Below are 16,547 nucleotides of genomic sequence, written 5' to 3' on the forward strand. Positions count from 1 at the left end.
GGACGGATAGAAAGCCTATCGTAGTGGATCGGCAAGGCGGGTGCCAGCCCACGGCACCGCAGCCGACGATGGCCCCCTTGCGCGTCCGCCCGCAGGGATGGGCCTTTGATCGAGACGAGGACATCCAACGATGCTGTTGACCGACGACCAACACATGATTCGCGACGCGGTGCGCGCCTATGCCCGCGAGCAGCTTTGGCCCCATGCCGCGCGCTGGGATCTGGAGCACACCTTCCCGCGCGAGGCGCACCGCGCCCTGGCGGAGCTGGGCTGCTACGGCGTGTGCGTGCCGCCGGAGTACGGCGGCGCCGGGCTGGATTACCTGAGCCTGGCGCTGGTGCTGGAGGAGATCGCCGCCGGCGACGGCGGCACCAGCACCGCCATCAGCGTCAACAACTGCCCGGTGTGTGCGATCCTGCTGCGCTACGGCAGCGAGGCGCAGAAGCGCCGCTGGCTCACCCCCTTGGCGCGCGGCGAGATGCTGGGCGCCTTCTGCCTGACCGAACCGCACGTGGGCTCGGATGCGGCGGCGCTGCGCACCACCGCGCGGCGCGACGGCGACGCCTACGTGCTCGACGGCGTCAAGCAGTTCATCACCAGCGGCAAGAACGGGCAGGTGGCCATCGTCATCGCTGTGACCGACAAGGCCGCCGGCAAGCGGGGCATGAGCGCCTTCCTCGTGCCGACCGACACACCCGGCTATATCGTCGAGCGGCTGGAGGACAAGGTCGGCCAGCACTCCAGCGACACGGCGCAGATCCGCTTCGACGGCTGCCGCATCCCGCTGGAAAACCGCATCGGCGAGGAGGGCGAGGGCTACCGAATCGCCCTGTCGGCGCTGGAGGGCGGGCGCATCGGGATCGCGGCGCAAAGCGTCGGCATGGCGCGCAGCGCGCTGGAGGTGGCGATCGACTACGCCAAGCAGCGCGAAAGCTTCGGCAAGCCGATCTTCGAGCACCAGGCGGTGGGCTTTCGCCTGGCCGAGGCGGCGGCGCGGCTGGAGGCGGCGCGCCAGCTCACCTGGCACGCCGCGGCGCTGCGCGACGCCGGCCAGCCATGCCTGAAGGAGGCGGCCATGGCCAAGCTGATCGCCAGCGAAACGGCCGAGTGGGTCTGCTCGGTGGCGATCCAGACGCTGGGCGGCTACGGCTACGTGCGCGACTTCCCGGTCGAGCGCATCTGGCGCGACGTGCGCGTCTGCCAAATCTACGAGGGCACCAGCGACGTGCAGAAAATCCTGATCCAGCGCGCCCTGTGACGCGCGCCCGCGGCGCTGCTGCCGTCCGCGGGCGCGGCGTATGATAGGCGCGCCATGAACATCATCATCTTCGGCGCCGGGCGGGTGGGGGAGAGCGTGGCCGAGAGCCTGGTGTCCGAGCAAAACGACATCACGGTCATCGACCAGGACCCGGCGCGGGTGCGCGCGCTGGAGGAGCGGCTCGACCTGCGCGGCGTGGTCGGCAATGGCATCCAGCCCTCGGTGCTGGCCGAGGCGGGTGCCAAGGATGCGGACATGGTGATTGCCTGCGCGGCGCTGGACGAATCCAACCTGGTGGTGTGCAAGGTGGCGCACGACGTGTTCCAGGTGCCGACGACCATCGCCCGGCTGCGCTCGCCGGAGTTCGAGGAGGGCAGCCCCCTGCTGGACAAGGCCGGCTTTGCGGTGGACCATGTGATCTGCCCGGAAGAGTCGGTGATGCGCTATATCCACCAGCTCATCGACTACCCCGAGGCGCTGCAGGTGGTGGAGTTTGCCGAGGGCCGGGTGTGCCTGATCGTCGTGCGCGCGGCGGCCGGTGGGGCGTTGGTGGGCCACACGATCGGGGAGTTTCGCGACCGTTTTCCGCAGGCCGAGATGCGCGTGGTCGCCCTCTACCGGCTGGACGCCGAGGTGGAGGCGACCGCGCAGACCCGCATCCTGCCGGGGGACGAGGTATTCGTCCTGGCCGCCAGCGACCAGATCCGCTGGGTGCTGGCGGCCATCCACAACATCGACCAGCCCGTGCAGCGGGTGATGATCGCCGGCGGGGGCAAGGTCGGGCTGCGGCTGGCCCGCTCCCTGGTCGGGCAGTGCGAGGTCAAGATCATCGAGAGCAACCCCCGGCGCTGCGAGTACCTGGCCAGCCAACTGCCGTCCAGCACGCTGGTGCTGCAGGGCGACAGCGTGGACGAAGCGCTGCTGGAGGAGGAAAACGTCGCCGACATGGACCTCTTCCTCGCGCTGACCAACGACGACGAGGACAACATCATGTCGGCCATGTTGGCCAAGCGGCTGGGCGCGCGCCGGGTGATGGCCTTGATCAATCGCCGCGCCTATGCCGAGATGATGCAGGGCAGCGCCATCGACATCGCGGTGTCGCCCGCGCAGACGGTGATCGGCGAGCTGCTGGCACACGTGCGCCGCGGCGACGTGGTGGCGGTGCACAGCCTGCGCCGCGGCGCCGCCGAGGCGCTGGAGGGCGTGGCGCGCGGCGACGTCAAGACCTCGCGGCTGGTCGGCCGGCGGGTGGAGGAAATCCGCCTGCCCAAGGGCGCGCGCATCGGCGCCATCGTGCGCGGCGAGGGGCGCGACGCCGAGGTGCTGATGCCGCACCACGACACGCTGATCCGCGCCGACGACCACATCGTCATCTTCATCCCCCACAAGCGCCTGGTGCGCGAGGTGGAAAAGCTCTTCCAGGTCGGGGCGACCTTCTTCGGCTGACACCCGCGGCCCGCACCCGCCATCCGCACGCATGCAATCCCTCGGCCCCGCGCTCTACGTCTTTTCGCATGTGCTGATGGCCTTTTCCGTGGCCTTCGGGGTACCGATGGCGTGGGCCTGGTTCCACGACGACCTGACGCACGAGCTGCAGTGGGCCGCGTGCGCGGGGCTGACCCTGGCCAGCGGCGCGGTTCTGTGGCTGATCACGCGCTCGCGCCGGCGCGAGCTGATGCCGCGCGACGGCTTTTTGCTGGTCAATCTGGTGTGGCTGGTGCTGCCGGCGTACTCCGCCGTGCCGCTGATGCTGATGGTGCCCGGCATCACCTGGCACCACGCCTACTTCGAGGCCATGAGCGCGCTGACCGCCACCGGCGCCACGGCGCTGTCCGGGCTGGAGCGCTTGCCGGTGTCCATCAACATTTGGCGCTGCTTTTTGCAGTACGTGGGCGGCCTGGGCGTGATGCTGCTGGTGGTGGCGGTGCTGCCCATGCTGGGCCTGGGGGGCATGCAGCTCTACAAGGCCGAGACGCCCGGCCCCATGAAGGATGCCCGCCTGACCCCCCGCATCGCCGAGACCGCGCGCGGGCTGTGGGGGGTGTACTTCGGCTTTTCGGTGCTGTGCCTGCTGGCCTACCGCTGGGCCGGCATGGGCTGGGCCGACGCCTTCATGCACATGTGCTCGACCATGGGCTTGGCGGGGTTTTCGTCCTACGACGCCAGCATCGGCCACTTCCAGTCCGCAGCGGTGGAGTGGGTGGCCGTGGTGTTCATGGCGCTGGCGGGCATCAGCTTTCTGCGTTACTTCATGGTCCTGCGCGGGATGACGCTGCGCCCGCTGTGGAACGACCACGAAATCCGCACCTACGCCATCGTGCTGGCAGCCTCCATCGCGCTGGTGACGCTGATGCTGCTGGCCGAAGGGGTGTACGCCGACGGGCCGACGGCCGTGCGGCAGGCGGCCTTCCATGTGCTGTCGCTGGCCACGACCACCGGCTACGCCACGACGGACTATATGCAGTGGCCGGTGTTCATCCCCGTGTTCCTGTTGTTTTTGGGGACCTTCGTGTCGTGCGCCGGGTCCACCGGCGGCGGGATCAAGATGGTGCGCATGGTGCTGCTGGTCAAGCAGGCGCGGCGCGAGCTGGTGCGCATCATCCACCCGCATGTGGTCAATCCGGTCACGCTGGGGGGGCAGGCCGTGCCGGCGCAGGTGATGGCGGCGGTGCTGGGCTTCATGCTCTTCTACGGTGCCGCAACCATGGGGCTGACGTTTTTGCTGCTGCTGTCGGGGCTGGATCTGGTGACGGCCTTCTCGGCCGTGGTGGCGACGGTCAACAACATCGGCCCCGGCCTGGGCGAGGTCGGCCCCGCCGGCAACTACGGCGGGTTGTCGCCGTTTCAGTTGTGGGTGCTGAGCTTTGCGATGCTGCTCGGGCGGCTGGAGCTGCTGAGCGTGCTGGTGCTGTTCACGCGGGCGTTTTGGCGGCGGTGAGGGGATCAGTGCCCGCCCAGCATCCAACCGCCCGCCGCGTACACCCCCACCAGCGCCCACACCGGCACCCGGCCGCTGCGCAGCAGCGCCAGGGCGGCGGCTGCGGCCACGGCCGTCGCGACCCCATGGATGGCGGCGTGGGCCGCGTGGGCGAGGGCGGCAGCCAGCAGCCCGGCCACGCCCGCGTGCACGCCCTCCAGCATGGGCCGCAGCCGCGGAGACTGGCACCAACGGGTCCAGCCGGGCAGGGTGCCGGCGAGCACCAGAAAAGCCGGGGCGTAGATGGCCAGCAGGGCCACGGTGGCGCCGGTCCAGCCGCCCAGGGGTGGCGTCAGGGCGGCGCCCACATAGCTGGCGATGGTCAGCATGGGTCCCGGCATGGCTTGTACCGCGCCATAGCCGGCCAGAAAGGTCTCTGCGCCGATCCAGCCAGGGCCCACCACTTCCGCCTGGATCAGCGGCAGCACCACATGACCCCCGCCGAAGATGAGCGCCCCGATGCGGTAGAACGCATCAGCCACGGGCCACCACCCGCCAGGGGCCCAAGCCGCCAGCATGGGCAGAACGGCCAGGCCCGCGCCGAACAGGCCCAGCCAGACGGCGCCCGCCCGGCGCCCGATGTCCACGGCCAAGGGGCTGGCAGGGGGTGCCCATCCCTGGCGGAAGGCCCACGCGCCAAAGCCGGCGCTGAGGGCGATCAGCACCGGCTGGGCCCAGGCGCTGGGCCACACCCAGGCGGCAACGCCCACGGTCGCGGCCCAGGCCAACCGCCGGCCGCCGGGGGCGTAGCTGCGTGCCATGCCCCAAACGGCATGGGCCACCACGGCGACGGCGGCCAGCATCAGGCCCTGCAGCAGGCCCGGGGGCACGCGCGCGCCGGGGGCTGGGCCCGCCAGCCACAGGGCCAGCGCCGCCATCGCGACGGCCGAGGGCAGCGTGAAGCCGATCCACGCCGCCAGCGCCCCGGCGTAGCCCTGCCGCAGCAGCCCCAGCGCCATGCCCACCTGGCTGCTGGCGGGCCCGGGCAGCACCTGACACAGCGCGACCAGATCACCGTAGGCCCGGGCATCCAGCCAGCCGCGGCGCTGCACGAATTCGCGCCGGAAGACCTCCAGGTGCGCCACCGGCCCGCCAAAGCTGGTCAGGCCCAGTCGCAGGAAGATCAGCGCGATGGCAAAGCACTCGCGTGCGGACTCGCGTCGGGACATGCGTGGATCATGCCCGATCGGCAGGTGATCGCTATGCCAGGCGGTTGGCGGGCCTTTCGCCGTCGCCTGACACGCCATCGGTCTCGTTGCGCCCCCCGCCCGCCCCGCGGCGAAACGCAGTCGGCGTCTGCCCCGTCCAGGCCTTGAAGGCGCGCACGAAGCTCTTTTCGTTGTCGAAGCCCACTTGGGCGGCGATGCGCTTGACCGGCCAGCGCGTGCGCAGTAGGTGTTCGGCGGCCAGATCGCGGCGGACCTGGTCCTTGAGGCCCTGCACGCTGGTGCCGGCGTCGTGCAACTGGCGCTGCAGCGTGCGCACCGAGACGTGCAGCGCGTCGGCCAGGCGCTCGGCGCTGGCGGTGTCCGGGTGGGTGCGCAGCCACGTGCGGGCCCGCTCGACCAGCAGACGGTCGCGGCGGTCGGGGTGCACCATCAGCGCCACGGCGCGTTGCAGCATGGTGCGCAGGGCGGCCTCGTCGCGGCGCAGGGGCTGATCCAAATAAGCGGCATCGAAGGTGACGGCCGTCTGTGCCGCGTCGAAGCGCACGCGCGCGCGGGGGAACAGCACGGCGTAGGCGTCGGCGTGCGGTGGCGCGGGGTAGGCAAAGGCGGCCTCGCGCAGCCCGATGCGCGAATCGATGAACCAGGCCGACAGGCCCAGCGCATTGCGCAGCAGCGAGACATGGGCGAATTCGCGCATCTGGGCGCCCTGGGCCGCGTCGGGCACGTTCGCGCCCGGAGGGCGTTGTTCGATCAGCCGCAGTGTGGCGGTGTCGCCGCTGCGCTCCAGCACCCAGGCGATGTCGTCGGTCAGCAGCCGGTGGTGGCGGCACCAGCGGGCCAGCGCCAGCCCCAGGTGGGGCGCGGTCAGCGAGGCGCGCGCCAGCATCCCGTAGCTGCCCCAGGGCAGCCGGCGCGAGAACCAGCCCAGCGCTTCGTCGTCCAGCTCGCGCATGGCATGGGCGCTCATGCGTTCGAAGGGCAGGGCGGACACCCGGGCGGGCCACTGGCCGCGCGCATCTGGCGCAATCTGCGCCTTTTCCAGCGCGCCGGACGGATCCATCCCACGCAGGGCATAGGCCGTCATGATGCAATGGACGAACGCGAACGGCGTGCGCGCAGGGGGCGGGTGGAGACGGGCGGTCATGGCGGCGGCGGGTCGGCGATCGCGTGGCGTATTTTGTGGCTTTTGTGGCGCCATGCGTGGCGGGCTGCGGGGTATTCTGTGCGCTCGGCCATGCGCCGAGCTGGGGCATGGCCAGGATGTTTGCGAGGAGACAGCCAGCATGGCGACCTACACCGAAAGCTACGCCCGTGGCGACACGGCGCAGCCCCTGATCGAGCAGACCATCGGCGCCTATTTCGATGCGATGGTCGAGCGCTTTCCCGACCGCGAGGCGCTGGTGGTGGTGCACCAGCAGCGCCGCTACACCTACCGCCAGTTGCAGGCCGAGAGCAACCGCCTGGCCAGCGCCCTGCTGCGGCTGGGGCTGCGGCCCGGCGACCGCATCGGCATCTGGTCGCACAACAACGCCGAATGGGTGTTGATGCAGCTGGCCACGGCCAAGGCGGGCCTGGTGCTGGTCAACATCAACCCGGCCTACCGTGTGGCGGAGGTCGAGTACGCGCTCAACAAGGTGGGCTGCCGCGCGCTGGTGACCATGCCCCGGTTCAAGACCAGCGACTACATTGGCATGCTGCGCGAGCTGGCGCCCGAGCTGGCGCAGGCCGCACCGGGCGCGTTGCGCGCCGCGCGGTTGCCGCAGCTGGAGCACGTGATCTGGATCGACGTCGAGGGCCAGGGGGCGGACGAGCCGGGGCTGCGGCGGTTTTCCGACCTGATGAAGATGGGCGATCCCGCGGATGCGCAGCTCGCGTCGGTGGCGCGTCTGCTGACCGCGCACGACCCGATCAACATCCAGTTCACCAGCGGGACCACGGGCTTCCCCAAAGGGGCGACGCTGACGCACCGCAACATCCTGAACAACGGGTATTTCATCGGCGAGGCCATGAAGCTCACCGAGGCGGACCGGCTGTGCATCCCCGTACCGCTGTACCACTGCTTCGGCATGGTGCTGGGCAATCTGGCCTGCCTCACCCACGGCGCCTGCATCGTGTATCCGAACGACGCCTTCGAGCCGCTGTCGGTGTTGCAAACCGTCGAGCAGGAGCGATGCACCGGGCTGCACGGCGTGCCCACCATGTTCATCGCCGAGCTGGACCATCCGCGCTTCCGGGAGTTCGATTTGTCCACGCTGCGCACCGGCATCATGGCCGGCTCGCCGTGCCCGATCGAGGTCATGAAGCGCGTGCAGTCCGAGATGCACATGCAGGAGGTCACCATCGCCTACGGCATGACCGAGACCAGCCCCGTGAGCTGCCAGAGCCGCACCGACACGCCGCTGGACAAGCGCGTGTCCACCGTGGGCCAGGTGCAGCCGCATCTGGAGGTCAAGATCATCGACCCCGAAAGCGGCCGCATCGTGAAGGTGGGCGAGCGCGGCGAGCTGTGCACCCGCGGCTATTCGGTGATGCAGGGCTACTGGGGCGATCCGGCCCGCACGGCCGAGGCCATCGACGCCGAGGGCTGGATGCACACCGGTGACCTGGCCACCATGGACGAGGAGGGCTACGTCAACATCGTCGGCCGGATCAAGGACATGGTCATCCGCGGTGGCGAGAATGTCTATCCGCGCGAGATCGAGGAATTCCTCTACCGCCACCCCAAGGTGCAGGATGTGCAGGTGGTCGGCGTGCCCGACCCGAAGTACGGCGAGGAGCTGTGCGCCTGGATCGTCACCAAGCCCGGCCAGACGCTGACGGACGAGGAGGTGCGCGCCTTCTGCAAGGGACAGATTGCCCACTACAAGATTCCGCGCTATATCAAGTTCGTCGATGCCTTCCCCATGACCGTGACCGGCAAGATCCAGAAGTTCAAGATTCGCGAGGCGATGAAGGAAGAGCTGGGCCTGACCGAAGCCAAGACCGCCTGACCCCCGAAGCGCCATGACCACACTCGAAACCAAGCTCAACGCGCGATCCGCCGAGTTCCAGGCCAATGCGGCCGCCATGCGCGCGCTGGTCGATGACCTGCACGCCCGCATCGCCCTGGTGGCGCAGGGCGGCGGCGAGGCCGCCCGCGCCAAGCACACCGCGCGCGGCAAGCTGCTGCCGCGCGAGCGGGTCGAAATGCTGCTCGACCTCGGCACGCCGTTTCTGGAAATCGCCCCGCTGGCGGCGCTGGACATGTACCAGAACGACGCCCCGGCAGCCGGGCTGATCGCGGGCATCGGCCGCGTGTCGGGCGTGGAGTGCGTCATCGTCTGCAACGACGCCACCGTCAAGGGCGGCACCTATTACCCGATGACGGTGAAGAAACACCTGCGTGCGCAGGAAATCGCGCAGCAAAACCGCTTGCCCTGTGTGTACCTGGTGGACTCGGGGGGCGCCAACCTGCCCAACCAGGACGAGGTGTTCCCGGACCGCGACCACTTCGGGCGCATCTTCTACAACCAGGCCAACATGAGCGCGCAGGGCATCGCGCAGATCGCGGTGGTGATGGGCTCGTGCACGGCGGGCGGGGCCTACGTGCCGGCGATGAGCGACGAGACGATCATCGTCAAGAACCAGGGCACGATCTTCCTGGGCGGCCCGCCGCTGGTGAAGGCCGCCACCGGCGAGGTCGTCAGCGCCGAGGATCTGGGCGGCGGCGACGTGCACACGCGCCTGTCGGGCGTGGCCGACCACCTGGCCGAGAACGACCTGCACGCGCTGGCGCTGGCGCGCGAGGCGGTGGCGCGGCTGAACCGCCGCAAGGACTGGCCGGTGGCGCGCCGCGAGCCGCGCGCGCCGCTGTACCCGGCCGAGGAGCTCTACGGCGTCATCCCGACCGATGCGCGCAAGCCGTTCGACGTGCGCGAGATCATCGCGCGCCTCGTGGACGGCTCGGAGTTCCACGAGTTCAAGGCCCGCTACGGCACGACGCTGGTGTGCGGCTTTGCGCACCTCGAAGGCATGCCGGTGGGCATCGTCGCCAACAACGGCATCCTGTTTGCCGAAAGCGCCGACAAGGGCGCGCACTTCATCGAACTGTGCTGCCAGCGCAAGGTGCCGCTGGTGTTCCTGCAGAACATCACCGGCTTCATGGTCGGCCGCAAGTACGAGAACGCCGGCATCGCGCGTGCGGGCGCCAAGATGGTGACGGCGGTGGCGTGCGCGCAGGTGCCCAAGTTCACCGTCATCATCGGCGGCAGCTTCGGCGCTGGCAACTACGGCATGTGCGGGCGCGCGTACTCGCCGCGCTTCCTCTGGATGTGGCCCAACGCCCGCATCAGCGTGATGGGCGGCGAGCAGGCGGCCTCGGTGCTGGCCACCGTCAAGCGCGACGGCATCGAAGCCAAGGGCGGCACCTGGAGCGCCGAGGAGGAGGAGGCGTTCAAGGCCCCGATCCGCGCGCAGTACGAGCGCCAGGGGCACCCCTACTACGCCACGGCGCGGCTGTGGGACGACGGCGTCATCGACCCGGCGGACACGCGCCGCGTGCTGGCGCTGGGGCTGTCGGCGGCACTCAATGCGCCGATTCCGGACACTCGCTTCGGCGTCTTCCGCATGTGAGCAAGGGGGCGACCATGGGGAACCTGACCGTTGCCGTGACTGGCCACCGTGCCACCGTCACCCTCACGCGCGCCGAGCTGCGCAATGCCTTCAACGACGAGGTGATCGCCGAGCTGACCGCGGCATTTGCCGAACTGGGCGCGCGCGACGATGTGCGCGCCATCGTGCTGGCCGCCGAGGGGCCGGCGTTTTGCGCCGGGGCGGACCTGAACTGGATGCGCCGCATGGCCGACTACAGCCGCGACGAAAACCTGGCCGATGCCGGCCGGCTGGCGGCGATGCTGCGCACGATCCACGAATGTCCCAAGCCCACGGTAGCCCGGGTGCAGGGCGATGTGTACGCCGGCGGCATGGGGCTGGTGGCGGCGTGCGACGTGGCGGTCGCGGTGGAGAGCGCGGGCTTTTGCCTCAGCGAGGTCAAGCTCGGGTTGATTCCCGCCACCATCGGGCCGTATGTGGTGCGCGCCATGGGCGCGCGCGCGGCGCACCGGTATTTTCTGACGGCTGAGCGCTTCGACGCGGCCGAGGCGCTGCGCATCGGCTTCGTGCACGAGGTGGTGCCGGCCGACGCGCTGGACGCCCGGGTGGACGCCATCGTGCAGGCCCTGTGCAGCGCCGGACCGGCGGCTGTGGCCGCCGCCAAGCGGTTGGTGCGCGACGTCGCCGGGGCCCTGCTGGACGATGCCCTGGTGGCCCGCACGGTCGAGGCCATCGCCGACATCCGCGCCAGCGCCGAAGGGCGCGAGGGTGTCCAGTCCTTCCTGCACAAGCGCAAGCCCCAGTGGCTGGCGTGACGGAGTCGACCCCATGTTCCACAAAATTCTGATCGCCAACCGCGGAGAGATCGCCTGCCGCGTGGCCGCCACGGCGCGCCGGCTGGGCATCCGCACCGTCGCCGTGTACTCCGAGGCCGATGCGCAGGCGCGTCACGTCGCCGCCTGCGACGAGGCGGTGTGCGTCGGCGGCGCCGCGCCCAAGGACAGCTATCTGCGCTGGGAGCGCATCATCGAGGCCGCGCGGGCCACCGGCGCCCAGGCCATCCACCCGGGCTACGGCTTCCTGAGCGAAAACGAGGGCTTTGCGCAAGCCTGCGCGGACGCGGGGCTGGTGTTCATCGGCCCGCCGCCGTCGGCCATCGCCGCCATGGGTCTAAAGGCGGAGTCCAAGCGCCTGATGGAAACCGCCGGCGTGCCGCTGGTGCCCGGCTACCACGGCGCCGATCAGGATCCGCGCCTGCTCAAGGCCGAGGCCGACCGCATCGGCTACCCGGTGTTGATCAAGGCCAGCGCGGGCGGCGGCGGCAAGGGCATGCGGCTGGTGGAGGCGCCCGAGGCCTTCGACGACGCCCTGGCCTCGTGCCAGCGCGAGGCGCTCAACAGCTTTGGCGACGCGGCGGTGCTCATCGAAAAATATGTGCAGCGCCCGCGCCACATCGAGATCCAGGTGTTTGCCGATGCGCACGGCAACGCGGTCTACCTGTTCGAGCGCGATTGCTCGGTGCAGCGCCGCCACCAGAAGGTGCTGGAGGAGGCCCCCGCCCCCGGCATGCCGCCGGAGCTGCGCGAGCGCATGGGGCTGGCCGCCGTGGCGGCCGCGCGCGCGGTCGGCTATGTGGGCGCGGGGACGGTGGAGTTCATCGTCGAGCAGCCACAGGGGTACGACCACCCCGAGGCGATGCGCTTTTACTTCATGGAGATGAACACCCGGCTGCAGGTCGAGCATCCGGTGACCGAAGCCATCACCGGGCTGGATCTGGTCGAGTGGCAGTTGCGCGTGGCGGCGGGCGAGCCGCTGCCCCTGGCCCAGCGCGACCTGCGCCTGCAGGGCCACGCGATCGAGGCGCGCATCTGCGCCGAGAACCCGGACAACCAGTTTCTGCCTGCCACGGGCCGACTGAGCGTGTACCGCAAGCCGGCGTGCAGCGCCTTTGCCGTGTCGGATGTGCGCATCGACGACGGCGTGGGCGAGGGCGACACCATCAGCCCGCACTACGACTCCATGATCGCCAAGCTGATCGTGCGCGGCGACACGCGCGAGCAGGCGCTGGCGCGGCTGGACCAGGCGCTGGCGCAGTTGCACATCGTCGGCGTGGCCAACAATGTGGCGTTTTTGCGCCATGTGGTGCGCAGCCCATCGTTCGCGCAGGCGCGGCTGGACACGGCGCTCATCGCGCGCGAGTCCGCCGTCCTCTTTGGCCAGCAGCCGGTTTCGTTGACGGCGGCGGTGGCGATCGCGGTCGCCCACACCCTGACCACCGAGGCGCAGGCCGCCCAGGAGGCGAGTGCCGAGGGGCACGACCCCTGGCGCGCGCGCGACGGCTTTGCCAGCCATGGCGAGCGCAGCCGGCGCTTCGCCTTCCAGTGGGGAGAGGACACCGTGCCGGCCCGCCTGACCTGGCGCCGCGACGGCTCCCGCTGGCTGGTGGTGGGCGAGGGCGAAGCCGCCACCGCCGGCGCGCTGGCGTGGCGCGACGCGCCCGGGGGCGGCTGGGCGCTGGGGGTATCGTTTGCCGGCGAGGACTGGCGCGCCACCGTCTACGCCCAGGGGGAACGGCTGCATCTGTTCACCCCGCAGGGGTCGGCCGCCATCGTCGAGGTGGACCTGCTGGCCCACGCCGGTGACGCGGCGGCCGAGGGCGGGCGGCTCACCGCGCCCATGCCGGGCAAGGTCGTCGCCTTCCTGGTGCAGGCTGGCGATGCGGTCAAGAAGGGGCAGCCGCTGGCCGTGCTGGAAGCGATGAAGATGGAGCACACCATCGCCGCCCCGGCCGACGGCACCGTCGCCGAGCTGCTGTATGCGCCCGGCGATCAGGTGGCCGACGGGGCCGAGCTGCTGCGTCTGGGCGGCGCCTGACCCGGCGCTTGACCCAGTGCGACAGCGCGCCCCTGCCGAGTGCGCTAGGCTTGCGGGCCATGCACCTGACGTTTTGCTGCACCGATACCAAGGCCGAGCCCTGGCTGGCCGGCCTGCGCGCCGCGCTGCCCGGCGCCGCCGTCAGCGAGTGGACGCCGGGGGCGCCCCCGGCGGACTATGCGGTCGTCTGGGCGCCGCCGCAGCGCTTCATCGACGAGCAGCCGCGCCTGCGCGCCCTGTTCAACATCGGCGCCGGAGTCGATGCCTTGCTGCGCCTGCGCTTGCCCCCGGGGCTGCGCGTGGTGCGGCTGGACGACGCCGGCATGGCGGTGCAAATGGCCGAATACGTCTGCCACGCGGTGATTCGCCAGTTCCGGGAGTTCGACGCCTACGAAGCGGCCCAGCGCGAGGAGCGGTGGGCCTTTCGCAAACCGCAGCGGCGCGCCGACTGGACCGTCGGTTTGCTGGGCCTGGGCGTGCTGGGCACGCGCGTCGCGCAGGCGCTGCAGGGGTTCGAGTTTCCCGTCATCGGCTACAGCCGCAGCCCCAAGGCGCTGCCAGGGGTGATCAGCTTTCATGGCGCGGACGGGCTGGCCCCGTTTCTGGCGCGCAGCCGTGTGCTGGTCAATCTGCTGCCGCTGACGCCCGAGACGCGCGGGCTGCTCAACCGCCAGACGCTGGCCCAACTGCCGCGCGGGGCGTACCTGATCAACGTCGCGCGCGGGGCCCATGTGGTGGAAGACGACCTCCTCGCGCTGCTGGACAGCGGCCACCTCAGCGGTGCCGCACTGGACGTGTTTGCGACCGAGCCGCTGCCCGCCGGGCACCCGTTTTGGCGGCATCCGCGCATCACCGTCACCCCCCACACGGCCGCGCGCACCCTGCGCGATGAGAGCATCGCCCAGATTGCCGGCAAGATCCTCGCGCTGGAGCGCGGCGAGCCGATCCGCGGCGTCGTCGATCCGGCGCGCGGCTATTGAACGACCCAGAACCCTGCCATGAGTACCGCGAACTACCCCGCCCGTGTCCGCCTGATCGACGTCGGCCCGCGCGACGGCCTGCAAAACGAAAAGCAGCCCGTGCCCGCGGCGGTCAAAATCGAACTCGTGCACCGCCTGCAGGCCGCGGGCCTGTGGGAGATCGAAGTCACCAGTTACGTCAGCCCCAAATGGGTGCCGCAGATGGCCGACAACCACGCCGTCATGGCCGGTATCACCCGCCAGCCGGGCGTGCGCTACTCCGTGCTCACGCCCAACCTCAAGGGCTTCGAGGCGGCGCTGGCCGACCGGCCGGACGAGATCGTGGTGTTCGGTGCGGCCAGCGAGGCGTTCAGCCAGAAGAACATCAACTGCAGCATTGCCGAGAGCATCGAGCGCTTTGCGCCGGTGGTGGAAGCGGCGCGCAAGGCCGGTATTGCCGTGCGCGGCGCCATGAGTTGCACCGTGGGCTGCCCGTACGAGGGCGACATCGCGCCCGAGCGCGTGGGCATGCTGGCCCGGTTGATGAAGGGTATCGGCGTGCAGCGCGTGGACGTGGCCGACACCATCGGCGTGGGCACGCCGCTGAAGGTGCAGCGCGCCATCGAGGCGACGCTGGCCCACTACGACATCGACCACATCAGCGGCCATTTCCACGACACCTATGGCCAGGCGCTGGCCAACACGCTGGCGGCGCTGCAGATGGGGGTGTGGAACTTTCAATCCTCGGTCGCGGGGCTGGGCGGCTGCCCCTACGCCAAAGGCGCGACCGGCAATGTCGCCACCGAGGACGTGGTCTATCTGCTGCACGGCCTGGGCATCGACACGGGCATCGATCTGGAGGCGCTGGCCGACACCGGCGCCTGGATCAGCGAACGGTTGGGGCGTCCGACGGGGTCGCGCGTCGGGCGTGCCCTGCTGGCCAAGCGCGCGTCCGCAGCAGAGAGGTGCTGAGATGTGTGGCGCGCAGGTCAAACCGCTGCCCGAGGGGGTGCGCCGCGTCGCGGCCGCCTTGCATGGCCATGGTGCCGGGCACGAGCCGGTGATGCTGGACGACGCCGCGCGCACGGCGCAACAGGCGGCCGATGCGCTGGGCGTGGCGTTGGGTCAGATCGCCAAGAGCATCATCTTCCGCCGGCTGCCGGACGATGCGGCGGTGCTGGTCATCACCAGCGGCGACCGCCGCGTGGACGAGGCCAAGGTGGCCCCGCTGGTGTGTGCGCCGGGCCAATCGCTGGGGCGGGCGGATGCGGCGTTCGTCAAGGCGGCGACGGGGTTTTCGATCGGCGGGGTGGCGCCGCTGGCGCATGCCCGCCCCCCGGTGACGCTGATCGATGCCGAGCTGTTTCGCTTCGACGTGATCTGGGCCGCGGCGGGGCATCCGCATGCGGTGTTTCGGCTGACCCCGGCGGAGCTGCGGGCATGGACCGGGGCCCCGGTGGCCGATGTCACCGCCCGCTAACATCCGCCCATGACGACGAATCCCCCCGCTCGCCGCCGCCTGTCGCTGGCCGATGCGCTGCGCCGCAGCCCGGCCGGGGCGCCCGTGCCGTCGCCCTGCATCGGCGTCTGCCGCATGGACGAAGCCCGCGGCCTGTGCGCCGGTTGCTGGCGCACGCTAGACGAGATCGCCGCCTGGGGCGGCAGCGACGATGCCACCCGGCGCCGTATTTGGCAGGCGGTGGAGGCGCGGCAGGCGGCCGCGCTCGGCTGAGCGGCGTCAGGCCGCGGCGGCCGGTGCGGGCGACGCGCCATCGGCGGGTTCGGCCAGCGCGGCCCGCCGGTCGCTGCGCTTGGCGCGGTACATGGCGCGGTCGGCGCTGCGCAGCAGGTCCGCCAGTTGCCGCCCGTCGCGGGGGTAGCGCGCGATGCCGATGCTGCCGCCCACCGCCACCTCCACCCCCTGGTTGCGGATGGGCTCGGCCACGGCGAGGGCGAGCCGCTCCCCCAGCGACAGCAGCAGTTGGGCGTCGCGCTGGTCGCGCAGCAGGATCACGAATTCGTCCCCACCCAGGCGGGCGACGGTATCCGTCTCGCGCACCTGCTGCTGCAGCCGCCGCGCGACGGTTTGCAGCACCCGGTCGCCCCATTCGTGCCCGTGGCGGTCGTTGACCGGCTTGAAGCGATCCAGATCGAGCAGCATGAGCGCGTGCTCGCCGTCCCCGCCGAGCAGCGGCTGGGCGGCGCGTGCCAGGCCCGACCGGTTGGCCAGGCCCGTCAGGGGGTCGGTGGCTGCGGCCTCGGCCAGGTCGGCGGCGCGCCGTCCCAGCACGGCCTGCTCCTCCTGCAGGGCTCGAATGCGGCGGCTCAGGGCGATGGCAAAGACGACCAGCTCGGCCACGATGCCGATCTGCAGGCCGTTGGCGAGCACGAACGGCGCGTGGAGCACGCCCTGGTTGACCAGCACCAGCGCGATCACCATGACGAACAGCGCGCCCTGGCCCGCCAGGTACCAGCGCGCCGGCCCCGCGGCCCGCACGGCGTCCAGGGTCAGCGTGCCATCCGGATCCGCCAGCATTTTCACCTGGCCTGTCAGCGGCAGCCCGGACGGCAGCCGCTGCACCAGGACGCCGTCGCCCGCCCAGGCCGACAGGGCAAGCATCCACCCCAGGAGCAGCGTCCCTAACCGCCGCCATGCCATGGCCCACCCCGTCGCCAGGAACGGCGACCGGCGGGGGCATGGGTGCGCAAGCAAGCCGGTG

Annotated in this window: 14 protein-coding genes; 11 read left to right on the forward strand and 3 right to left on the reverse strand. The window is 70.8% G+C overall.

Annotated features, from left to right (window positions below):
* Positions 1–130: 130 nt before the first annotated feature.
* Genes Tfont_RS06460 through Tfont_RS06470 form a run of 3 tightly spaced genes read left to right on the forward strand, consistent with a single transcriptional unit; the run spans position 131 to position 4,196 of the window.
* The gene (locus Tfont_RS06460; RefSeq protein WP_143968830.1) at positions 131–1,258 is read left to right on the forward strand and encodes an acyl-CoA dehydrogenase family protein; all 1,128 of its coding nucleotides are present in this window, start codon (positions 131–133) and stop codon (positions 1,256–1,258) included.
* Between the two features lie 54 nt (positions 1,259–1,312).
* Complete coding sequence (trkA, locus tag Tfont_RS06465; RefSeq protein ID WP_143968831.1) at positions 1,313–2,704, forward strand: Trk system potassium transporter TrkA; 1,392 nt, start codon at positions 1,313–1,315, stop codon at positions 2,702–2,704.
* 31 nt (positions 2,705–2,735) lie between these two features.
* Complete coding sequence (locus Tfont_RS06470) at positions 2,736–4,196, forward strand: TrkH family potassium uptake protein (protein ID WP_143968832.1); 1,461 nt, start codon at positions 2,736–2,738, stop codon at positions 4,194–4,196.
* Positions 4,197–4,201: 5 nt separating this feature from the next.
* Here the strand turns inward: Tfont_RS06470 and chrA are convergent, their stop codons facing one another.
* Positions 4,202–5,404, reverse strand: a complete 1,203-nt coding sequence (gene chrA / locus Tfont_RS06475) for a chromate efflux transporter (RefSeq protein WP_143968833.1) — start codon at positions 5,402–5,404, stop codon at positions 4,202–4,204.
* 31 nt (positions 5,405–5,435) lie between these two features.
* The gene (locus tag Tfont_RS06480) at positions 5,436–6,548 is read right to left on the reverse strand and encodes an AraC family transcriptional regulator (protein ID WP_143968834.1); all 1,113 of its coding nucleotides are present in this window, start codon (positions 6,546–6,548) and stop codon (positions 5,436–5,438) included.
* A gap of 139 nt (positions 6,549–6,687) precedes the next feature.
* Here Tfont_RS06480 and Tfont_RS06485 point away from each other — a divergent pair, with 139 nt between their 5' ends.
* The 8 genes from Tfont_RS06485 to Tfont_RS06520 are packed head-to-tail and all read left to right on the forward strand — an operon-like array spanning position 6,688 to position 15,559.
* Positions 6,688–8,394 (forward strand): AMP-binding protein, encoded by a 1,707-nt coding sequence (locus Tfont_RS06485; protein WP_143968835.1) that lies wholly within the window; start codon positions 6,688–6,690, stop codon positions 8,392–8,394.
* A gap of 13 nt (positions 8,395–8,407) precedes the next feature.
* Positions 8,408–10,015, forward strand: a complete 1,608-nt coding sequence (locus Tfont_RS06490) for a carboxyl transferase domain-containing protein (protein WP_143968836.1) — start codon at positions 8,408–8,410, stop codon at positions 10,013–10,015.
* 14 nt (positions 10,016–10,029) lie between these two features.
* A complete protein-coding gene (locus tag Tfont_RS06495; protein ID WP_068607088.1) occupies positions 10,030–10,809 on the forward strand; it encodes an enoyl-CoA hydratase/isomerase family protein in 780 nt (259 codons plus the stop codon).
* 13 nt (positions 10,810–10,822) lie between these two features.
* A complete protein-coding gene (locus Tfont_RS06500) occupies positions 10,823–12,868 on the forward strand; it encodes an acetyl-CoA carboxylase biotin carboxylase subunit (protein WP_143968837.1) in 2,046 nt (681 codons plus the stop codon).
* 59 nt (positions 12,869–12,927) lie between these two features.
* Positions 12,928–13,848, forward strand: a complete 921-nt coding sequence (locus Tfont_RS06505; RefSeq protein ID WP_143968838.1) for a 2-hydroxyacid dehydrogenase — start codon at positions 12,928–12,930, stop codon at positions 13,846–13,848.
* A gap of 18 nt (positions 13,849–13,866) precedes the next feature.
* Positions 13,867–14,799 carry a hydroxymethylglutaryl-CoA lyase gene (locus tag Tfont_RS06510; protein ID WP_068606909.1) on the forward strand — a complete coding sequence of 311 codons (933 nt, stop codon included), beginning with the start codon at positions 13,867–13,869 and terminating at the stop codon, positions 14,797–14,799.
* 1 nt (position 14,800) lies between these two features.
* On the forward strand, positions 14,801–15,307 hold the full coding sequence (locus Tfont_RS06515) for a YbaK/EbsC family protein (RefSeq protein WP_143968839.1): 507 nt from the start codon (positions 14,801–14,803) through the stop codon (positions 15,305–15,307).
* A 9-nt stretch (positions 15,308–15,316) separates the two neighbouring features.
* Positions 15,317–15,559, forward strand: coding sequence for a DUF1289 domain-containing protein (locus tag Tfont_RS06520; RefSeq protein WP_068606905.1), 243 nt, complete (start codon positions 15,317–15,319; stop codon positions 15,557–15,559).
* 6 nt (positions 15,560–15,565) lie between these two features.
* On the opposite strand, the gene Tfont_RS06525 is transcribed toward Tfont_RS06520, so the two are convergent.
* The gene (locus tag Tfont_RS06525; RefSeq protein ID WP_185974484.1) at positions 15,566–16,486 is read right to left on the reverse strand and encodes a GGDEF domain-containing protein; all 921 of its coding nucleotides are present in this window, start codon (positions 16,484–16,486) and stop codon (positions 15,566–15,568) included.
* Positions 16,487–16,547 lie beyond the last annotated feature (61 nt).

This window comes from Tepidimonas fonticaldi (genome assembly GCF_007556755.1).
Lineage (GTDB): Bacteria > Pseudomonadota > Gammaproteobacteria > Burkholderiales > Burkholderiaceae_C > Tepidimonas > Tepidimonas fonticaldi.